Source organism: Streptomyces sp. NPDC086835 (assembly GCF_044745705.1).
Lineage (GTDB): Bacteria > Actinomycetota > Actinomycetes > Streptomycetales > Streptomycetaceae > Streptomyces.
On sequence record NZ_JBIVAU010000002.1, the window covers coordinates 545,177 to 554,304 of the forward strand.

The window sequence follows — 9,128 nt, forward strand, 5'->3', positions numbered from 1 at the left end:
ATCGGCCCATGGATGCCATCGCGAAGAAGCCCGTCAACATCACCGAAGCCCTCGCCTCCTTCGACGACGTCTACAGTCCGCGCATCGTCGCCCGTATGAACGACTACGACGTCCGGATCGCGCACACTCTCGGCGACCATGTGTGGCACGTGCACGAGGACACGGACGAGTTCTTCCTCGTCCTCGAGGGGCGCTTCGACATCGCCCTGCGCGCGGCCGACGGCACCGAGTCCACCGTGGAGCTGCGCAAGGGCGACACCTTCGTCGTCCCCAAGGGCACCGAGCACAGGCCCACCTCGACCGGCGGCTCCATCCTCATGTTCGAGCCGTCCGGTACCAGGTCCACGGGCGACCGGCACGAGGGCGAGCTTCCCGACAACGTCGACAGCACGACCGGCCACGAGCTGACCTGACGCGGCGGGCGGCGCGTCACGCGTGCGGCCCGACCGTCACCGTGCCGACGGTCAGCTCGGCGCGGCCCTCCAGGGCCGCGCCCACCCGCTCGGCCTCCCGGGCCAGTTCGTCGCGTGCCGCCGCCCGCTCCAGCGCCTCGCCGACCGGTTCCACCGTCACCGCGACACGGCTGCCCGAGCGGCGCTGGTGCCAGACGCCGGCCACGACCCCGTCCACCAGCACCACCGGGTAGTTGCCGGCCTGGCCCCCGGCGAGCGCCCGGCCGTGAGCCGCCCCGGGGAACAGCCGGTCCCTCGGCCGGCACGCGATGGCGTACGCGTCGAAGTAGGGGAGAAGGCGCACGCCCCGCGCCGGTTCCCGGTCCGGGAACGCGGCGTCGCCCTGGGCGACCCACGCCGGGGCGCCCTCGAAGGTGACCTCCGCGATCCTGTCCCCGGCCGCCAGATCCGTGAAGAGCCGGCCCGCCCAGGCCGGCGGCGCTCCGAGCCACCGGGCGAAGTCCGCGGGCGTGGCGGGCCCGTACGCGCGCAGATAGCGGTGCACGAGTTCGGGTAGCGCCTCCCGCCCGTCCATCGGGGTGACCTTGGGGCTGGTGTATGTGACGTTGCGTCCGCGGTTCGGGCCGAAGGCGAGCGCGCCGCGATGCGCGGCCGTGTGCGTGATCTGGCGCCAGCGCGGCCACTTGTCCTGGAAGGCCTCCATCACCCGCTCGCCCGCCCACGGCCCGGTGCGGGCGACGATCGCCTCCGTCAGTTCGTCGACGGTGAGCGGTTCGCCGGCCAGCGCGTCACGGACGGCCGCGACCACCTCGTCGGTCTGCTCCGGTGTCATCCGTACGCCGTCCGGCCACGGGTTCTTTCCGGCCGGCAACGCCGACAGCGCGCCTGTCCACATCGGCAGGTCCGCCGTGGGCAGCAGATGGACGGTGCCGCGCGGACCGTACGTCTTCACCAGCGTCCGGTCCGTCCACAGCGCGTGACGCACGTCCGCGCGGGTGGCGCCGGGCGCAAGCCGCAGGGCCACGGACAGCTCCCCGGCGGACAGCACCTGGGCGTGCGCGCCGAGCATCGCGGCGGCCACGGCGGCGGGGGAGGTCAAGCCCGGCGACCCGGGAGCGGCCAGCCCCTGACGGCCCAGTCGCCGGGCGTTCGCCTGAGGCCATGTCACATCGGCGGTCTTCTTCGTCATACCGGTGACGCTAGGACCCGTACAGGTCGGATTCTGTCCTCTGTGCCCGCTGGGGCCCGTCCCGTTCGATCGCTCGACCGTACGTGGGTCCGTTCGTCAATGCGGCGCCTCACGGCCGGGGTCCCCCGTGGGAGGTACGGCCCGACCGCTCGCGGCCCGCTGCCGCACCGCCCCGCGCCTGCCAGGGCGAATTCCGGCGCTGCTTCCGGCATGGCGTGGCTCCGCGCACCGCTTACGAAGGGTTATGGTGGAAACCCCCCCTCGGGCCGGTCCGTATCCCCCCCACGGACCGGCCCGTTTTATGTTTCCCCCCGACGGGTCAGCCCCGGTCGGCCCAGATGTTCGTGCCCTTCGTGTCCACCGCGAAGGTGTCGATCTCCTCCAGCTCCGCCTGCGTCAGAGGCGCCCCGGCCAGCGCCGCGACGTTCTCGTCGAGCTGCTTCACGCTCGACGCGCCGATGAGTGCGGACGTCATCCGCGGGTCGCGCAGCACCCACGAGATCGCCAGCTGGGCCAGCGTCTGGCCACGGCGCGCGGCGATGTCGTTGAGTCCGCCCAGTCGTCGCAGGACCTCGTCGGACAGCAGGTTCGGGTCGAGCGACTTGCCCTGGGTGGCCCGCGAGCCCTCAGGGATGCCCTTCAGGTACTTGCCGGTGAGCAGCCCCTGGGCGAGCGGCACGAAGGAGATGCAGCCCATACCGGCGCTCTCCAGGGTGTCCAGCAGGCCGTCGTTCTCGATCCAGCGGTTGATCATCGAGTACGAGGGCTGGTGGATGAGCGCGGGGACACCCATCTCCTTCAGCAGCCTGGCCGCCTCCGCGGTCTGCTCCGCGTTGTAGGAGGACACGCCCACGTACAGCGCCTTGCCCTGCTGCACGGCGGATGCGAGCGCTCCCATGGTCTCCTCGAGCGGAGTCTCCGGGTCGAAGCGGTGGGAGTAGAAGATGTCGACGTGGTCGAGGCCCATCCGCTTCAGGGAGGCGTCCAGCGACGACAGCAGATACTTGCGCGAACCCCACTCGCCGTACGGGCCGGGGTGCATGAGATACCCGGCCTTGGTGGAGACGACGATCTCGTCACGGTAGCGGGCGAAGTCCTGCGCGAAGATCTTGCCGAAGTTCAGCTCGGCGGACCCGGGCGGCGGTCCGTAGTTGTTCGCAAGGTCGAAGTGGGTGACGCCCAGGTCGAACGCGCGGCGCAGGATCGTGCGCTGCGAGTCCAGCGTGCGGTCGTCGCCGAAGTTGTGCCAGAGGCCGAGGGAGAGCGCGGGCAGCTTGAGGCCGGAGCGGCCGCTGCGGCGGTACTCCATGGACCCGTAGCGGTCGGCGTCGGCGAGGTAATAAGGGGAATCAGTCACGCTTCCCTCCTTATCACGGACTTGTGACACACCGGGTTGGGCCGCCGTGCCCGGCCCGCAGTAGGGTTGCGCCTTCGGGGACTGCCGCATGGAGGGGTGTAAGAACTGTGAACCTGCGCGACCTGGTGTACAGGCTCTACGCACGCCGGGTGGAAGGCCGCCTCGACCATGCCCAGGTGCCCAAGCACATCGGTGTCATCCTCGACGGCAACCGCCGCTGGGCGAAGGCCTCCGGCGGTACGGCCGCACAGGGACACCAGGCCGGCGCCGACAAGATCTCCGAGCTGCTCGGCTGGTGCGCGGAGACCGACGTCGAGGTCGTCACCCTGTGGCTCCTGTCCACGGACAACTTCGACCGCCCCGAAGAGGAGCTCAAGCCGCTTCTCGGCATCATCGAGAACACGGTGCGTAACCTCGCCGCCGACGGGCGCTGGCGGGTGCACCACGTGGGCACCCTGGACCTGCTGCCCGACCACACGCAGCGGGTGCTGAAGGAGGCCGAGCAGGCCACGGCGGACGTGAAGGGAATACTGGTCAACGTCGCCGTCGGCTACGGCGGCCGCCAGGAGATCGCGGACGCCGTCCGTTCCCTGCTGCTGGAGCACGCGGAGAAGGGCACGAGCTTCGAGGAGCTCGCCGAGATCGTCGACGTCGAGCACATCTCCGAACACCTGTACACACGGGGGCAGCCGGACCCCGACCTGGTGATCCGCACCAGCGGCGAGCAGCGGCTCTCCGGGTTCATGCTCTGGCAGAGCGCACACTCCGAGTACTACTTCTGCGAAGTCTTCTGGCCGGCGTTCCGTAAGGTCGACTTCCTGCGCGCACTGCGCGACTACGCGGCCCGCCACCGCCGCTACGGCGCCTGACCCGGCCGCCTCCCTCTGAACCGGGCCCGCCCCGGCCCCTTCACGCTCCGCCCGGAACCGCCACGTCGCCGGCCCCCGCGCGGCGTGGCAGCCGCGCGCCCCCTCAGCGCGCCTCGTCACCGCACGTTCATCCGGCAGACGCCCGGCCTCCTGGCATGGCCGCAGTTGTTCGAGGGCATACCTCTTGCAGGTCGACGTCCGATCCACGAACGTCGGATCTCAGTGAGCGGCTCACGCCGCCCACCCGGGAGGCCCTTTGCACACGAAGGACTGCACCAGCGGTGCGGACCACGCGGAGGGCCGGCGCTCGGCCCGCGCATCGTGGCCTGAGCCCGGCCCGTCCCCCGCTTCGGCGGGAGGACCCATGGCCCGCGACGCCGTCGCACCCCGACCTCGTCCGAGGGGGTACGTCCTTCCGTGGTGAACAGCACAAAGCGCCGTATGAACGACCGGCGCACCTACGTTCTCGACACCAGCGTCCTGCTGGCGGACCCGAAAGCCATGAGCCGCTTCGACGAGCACGAGGTCGTGCTCCCCGTCGTCGTGGTGACGGAGCTGGAGGCCAAGAGGCACCATCCGGAGCTCGGCTACTTCGCCCGCCAGGCGCTGCGCCTGCTGGACGACTTCCGGGTCCGGTACGGCCGCCTCGACTCTCCGCTGCCCATCGGGGACCTCGGTGGCACGCTGCGTGTCGAGCTCAACCACTCGGATCCCGGCGTACTGCCGGCCGGTTTCAGGCTGGGGGACAACGACTCACGGATTCTGGCCGTCGCGCGCAACCTTCAGGCGGAGGGGTACGACGTCACGGTCGTCTCCAAGGACCTGCCGCTGCGCATCAAGGCGTCCTCGGTCGGCCTGCTCGCGGAGGAGTACCGCGCGGAGCTCGCCATCACCGACACGGGCTGGACGGGCATGACCGACCTGCCCCTGACGGCGGGGCAGGTCGACCTGCTGTACGGGGAGGAGACGCTGTACGTACCGGAGGCGGCCGATCTTCCCGTCCACACCGGTCTGGTGCTGCAGTCCGAGCGCGGCAAGGCGCTGGGGCGGGTCACGGCCGAGGGCAACGTCCGCCTGGTGCGGGGCGACCGCGAGGTGTTCGGCATCCACGGGCGCAGCGCCGAGCAGCGCATCGCCCTCGATCTGCTCCTCGACCAGGAGGTCGGCATCGTCTCGCTCGGCGGCCGGGCCGGCACCGGTAAGTCGGCGCTGGCGCTGTGCGCGGGCCTCGAGGCGGTCCTCGAGCGCAGGCAGCACCAGAAGGTGATGGTCTTCAGACCGCTCTACGCGGTGGGCGGGCAGGAGCTCGGTTATCTGCCGGGCACCGAGGCCGAGAAGATGAGCCCGTGGGCGCAGGCGGTCTTCGACACGCTGTCCGCCGTCGCGGGCCGTGAGGTCATCGAGGAGGTCCTGAACCGCGGCATGCTGGAGGTCCTGCCGCTGACGCACATCCGGGGCCGTTCCCTCCATGACGCGTTCGTCATCGTCGACGAGGCCCAGTCGCTGGAACGGAACGTACTGCTGACGGTTCTGTCCCGTATCGGGGCGAATTCCCGGGTCGTCCTCACGCATGACGTCGCTCAGCGGGACAACCTCCGGGTCGGCCGCTACGACGGCGTGGTCGCCGTGGTGGAGAAACTGAAGGGCCATCCGCTGTTCGCGCATGTCACCCTCACCCGCTCGGAGCGTTCCCAGATCGCCGCGCTGGTGACCGAAATGCTGGAGGACGGGCACATTTGATCCGATAGGCTCCAAGGGCCTATCCGGCAAAAAGGGCAAGTCATTTGACGCCGCCCGGCGAAGCGCAAGAGCGTAGCCGGGCGGCGTCGTGCTGTCCGCCGATTCCTCCAAAAGCCCTGGCCCGAACGGGGTGTGAGCTTTCACACGCAACGAAGAATTGCCTTGCGGCCTCGCCCTGCGGCAGAGTCTTGCTTCCGTCAGGCCCCGCATGCGACACATCCGCACCACGGTTGGTGCACAGCAACACACAATTCAAGACATGTCAGTCGCATGCCGCCCGCGAGCACAATGCGGCAGCTCCCCCGGGGAGTTGCCCACCGGGCCCGCGCCTCCCGTGACCCGATCAGTGGGGAGGCCAGCGTCAGGGGCAAGATTTCGCTCGCGGGGTCACCTGTGCGGGCGATGCTGGAAGGAAACCGTGTGAGCCGGATCTCGGTCCGGGGATTCGCAGTGGCTTCGGCTACTGCGGTCACCACCGTCGGCGCCGTCGTCGGCGTCGCGTCGGGCAACACTCAGACCTCGGGCGACAACCTCGAGGCGACTGCCGCCGACACGACGCTCCTCGCGGACATTCCCATGGGCGAGCAGGCCCAGATCCAGGTGTCGTCCCTGACGCAGCAGGCCGACGCACAGGCCGCTGCCGCGGACGCGGCAGCGAAGAAGTCCGCCGAGGAATCGGCACGCATCCAGGCGGCCGAAACCGCCAAGGCGAAGAAGGAAGCCGCCGAGGAGCAGGCGAAGAAGGAGCGCGAGGAGGCCGCGGCCGCGGAGGCTCGTGCCAACCGCGACGCCGTCCGCGACGCGTCGAGCTTCTCCACCCAGGCGTCCTACACCGTCGCCGAGGTCCAGGCGATGGCCCGCCAGATGGTGCCCGCCGACCAGTTCCAGTGCTTCAGCAACATCGTGGACCACGAGTCCAGCTGGAACTACCGCGCGCAGAACCCGTCTTCCGGTGCGTACGGCCTCGTCCAGGCACTGCCGGGCTCCAAGATGTCGACGGCAGGCGCCGACTGGCAGACCAACCCGGCCACCCAGATCAAGTGGGGCCTGAACTACATGGACAGCCGCTACGGCAGCCCGTGCGGCGCCTGGTCGTTCTGGCAGGCGAACCACTGGTACTAGTCGGCCTCCGGCCCGCCGGTCGCTCAACTTTTCGGAGCCCCTCACCGTCCTACGGTGAGGGGCTCCGTGCGTGTACGGTCTCAATCCGGAACTCCCGGGCGGGGGAGACCCGCGCCTCCAGGGCGCAGGGGGAGAGTGGCGGGGGGAAGAGGAAGCATCATGTCGAAGGTTCCAGGATGGCTCGGCCGAGTGGGTGCCGGGCTGACCCGGATGGGAGAGCGGCTGGAGGAGCGCCGTAACGAGGGCGCCTCCGACGTCGACGACGAGCTGCCCGGCGCCCCGCGGCTCCCCGAGAGCGTTCCCCCGCCGCCGGCGTACGCGCCGGCCGTGTCCGCGAAGCCGGACCCGGTCGCCGCCATCCCCTGGGGGATACGCGTCGCGGCGGAGGCCGGCTGGCGGCTGCTCGTACTGGCGGGCACCCTCTGGGTGTTGATGCGGGCGATCAGCGCCGTGCAGCTGGTGGTGCTGGCGTTCGTGGCGGCCCTGCTCGTCACCGCGATGCTTCAGCCGACCGTCGCCCGGCTGTGCCGACTCGGCCTCCCGCGGGGCTTGGCCACCGCGGTGACGGCGATCCTCGGCTTCGTCGTCATGGGCCTGGTCGGCTGGTTCGTGGTGTGGCAGGTGATGGACAACCTGGACAACCTCTCCGACCGCGTCAGGGACGGCATCGACGAGCTGAAGCGCTGGCTCCTGGACAGCCCGTTCCATGTGACAGAGAGCCAGATCAACGACATCGCGCAGAACCTCAGCGACACCATCGGCACCAACACCGAGGAGATCACCTCGGCCGGTCTTCAAGGTGTGAGCGTGATGGTCGAGGTGCTCACCGGGATCCTGCTGGCGATGTTCTCCACGCTGTTCCTGCTGTACGACGGCAAGCGCGTGTGGCTGTGGGTGCTGAAGCTGGTCCCGGCGCAGGCCCGCCCGGGAGTCGCCGGCGCCGGCCCGCGCGCCTGGCGCACGCTGACCGCGTACGTCCGCGGCACGGTGGTGGTCGCGCTGATCGACGCGATCTTCATCGGCCTCGGGATCTACTTCCTCGATGTCCCGCTGGCCGTGCCGCTCGCCGTGTTCATCTTCCTCTTCGCCTTCATCCCGCTCGTCGGCGCGGTGGTCTCCGGTGCTCTCGCGGTCGTCGTGGCCCTGGTCACCCAGGGCGTGTTCACGGCGCTCATGGTGCTGGTCGTGGTCCTCGCCGTCCAGCAGCTCGAGGGTCATGTGCTGCAGCCGTTCATCCTGGGCCGCGCGGTGCGGGTGCACCCGCTCGCCGTGGTCCTCGCCGTCGCCTCCGGTGGCCTGGTCGCCGGTATCGGCGGCGCGGTGGTCGCGGTGCCGCTGGTCGCCGTGACCAACACGGTGGTCGGCTATCTGGCCGTGTACGGCAGGGAACAGGCGCTGCGCCACTCCCCGCCGCCGCACGGCTCGACGTCCCTCGACGCGGCGGCGGCGACGGCCGTGGCGGAGGAGGAACGGCCGGCGCAGAGCCGGACACCCGAGGAGGCGGAGTGATCTCGGAACCGGAGCTCGTGCCGGAGGGGTACTTCGGCGCGGCCGAGCTGCCCGGACAACGTCTGGCCGCCGATGACGTGGTGACGGAGGACCAAGGCCAGGGCCCCGCGGGTCCGCGCCGCTCCCGCCCCGCCTGGCTGTGGGCACTCGGCGGCGCGGTCGTCGCGTCGGCGGTGTGGGCGGGCGGCCTGTATCTGCACTCCACCGCCGAACCCGACCTCGGGGGGTTCCGTGCGAGCCGGAACCTGTGCCTGGACGCGGAGTTGAACGCGCTGACGGCCGCGATCGGCGAGCGGGTGGGCCAGGGCTCGGCATGGCGCAGTGCGCACGAGAGCCTCGACGACGTGTCGTGCTACATCGAGATGAGGCCGGCGGGGTACGAACTCCCGACCGACGAGGACGGGAACGAGCTGGGCTCGCTGCCGAGCGTCTCCGTGGGCTACACCCTGCACAAGAAGACGGACCCCGGCCCCGAGTTCGAGGGGATGATGGCCGCCCGGCACACGGCCGTCGAGGACACGGCGGTCGAGGACACGGACGTCGACGACGCGACCGGTGTCGACGACACGACGGCACTGCGGCGCGTCGACGGTCTCGGTGAACTGGCCTTCGTCGTCCGGGACAGCGGTGGCATCACTCTGGAGGTACTGGACGGCCAGGCGGTGCTCTCCATGTCGACGAGCAGCGACTGGGACGCGGAAACCGGCGAGCCGCTCACCGACGTGAACGACTTCGAGCCGATGCTGGTCGAGGACATGAGGGCACTGCTGGACAAGCTGAAGAGCTGACGGCACACACATAGGGGCCCCGCCGACCGGAAACGGTCGGCGGGGCCCCTATGTGTGTGGGGGGGCGACACCGGCCAGACGGCCGCTGCGGGCCCCGGCGGTCCCACCGGCGGGGTGACCCCCGCGCTGTTTGAGGCCGCC

8 protein-coding genes are annotated in these 9,128 nt (G+C 70.5%); 6 read left to right on the forward strand and 2 right to left on the reverse strand.

What is annotated here, in order from left to right:
* The first annotated feature begins 8 nt into the window (after positions 1 to 8).
* Positions 9 to 413 (forward strand): cupin domain-containing protein, encoded by a 405-nt coding sequence (locus ACIPJI_RS08645; protein WP_307708051.1) that lies wholly within the window; start codon positions 9 to 11, stop codon positions 411 to 413.
* 16 nt (positions 414 to 429) lie between these two features.
* On the opposite strand, the gene ACIPJI_RS08650 is transcribed toward ACIPJI_RS08645, so the two are convergent.
* Both ACIPJI_RS08650 and mgrA read right to left on the reverse strand, forming a co-directional pair.
* Positions 430 to 1,602, reverse strand: a complete 1,173-nt coding sequence (locus tag ACIPJI_RS08650) for a winged helix DNA-binding domain-containing protein (protein ID WP_356623316.1) — start codon at positions 1,600 to 1,602, stop codon at positions 430 to 432.
* A gap of 319 nt (positions 1,603 to 1,921) precedes the next feature.
* Entirely contained in the window at positions 1,922 to 2,959 is a 1,038-nt protein-coding gene (gene mgrA / locus ACIPJI_RS08655) for an L-glyceraldehyde 3-phosphate reductase (protein WP_402245217.1), read from the reverse strand.
* A gap of 107 nt (positions 2,960 to 3,066) precedes the next feature.
* Between mgrA and ACIPJI_RS08660 the strand changes: the two genes are divergently transcribed.
* From ACIPJI_RS08660 to ACIPJI_RS08680, 5 genes are all read left to right on the forward strand, one after another.
* Complete coding sequence (locus tag ACIPJI_RS08660; protein ID WP_005312639.1) at positions 3,067 to 3,828, forward strand: isoprenyl transferase; 762 nt, start codon at positions 3,067 to 3,069, stop codon at positions 3,826 to 3,828.
* A gap of 417 nt (positions 3,829 to 4,245) precedes the next feature.
* Entirely contained in the window at positions 4,246 to 5,568 is a 1,323-nt protein-coding gene (locus tag ACIPJI_RS08665; RefSeq protein WP_402245219.1) for a PhoH family protein, read from the forward strand.
* Between the two features lie 420 nt (positions 5,569 to 5,988).
* Entirely contained in the window at positions 5,989 to 6,690 is a 702-nt protein-coding gene (locus ACIPJI_RS08670) for a transglycosylase SLT domain-containing protein (protein ID WP_356623310.1), read from the forward strand.
* 159 nt (positions 6,691 to 6,849) lie between these two features.
* The gene (locus ACIPJI_RS08675; RefSeq protein ID WP_356623308.1) at positions 6,850 to 8,199 is read left to right on the forward strand and encodes an AI-2E family transporter; all 1,350 of its coding nucleotides are present in this window, start codon (positions 6,850 to 6,852) and stop codon (positions 8,197 to 8,199) included.
* Positions 8,196 to 8,987 (forward strand): hypothetical protein, encoded by a 792-nt coding sequence (locus ACIPJI_RS08680; protein ID WP_402245222.1) that lies wholly within the window; start codon positions 8,196 to 8,198, stop codon positions 8,985 to 8,987. Before ACIPJI_RS08675 ends, ACIPJI_RS08680 begins: the two co-directional genes overlap by 4 nt.
* The last annotated feature ends 141 nt before the right edge of the window (positions 8,988 to 9,128 follow it).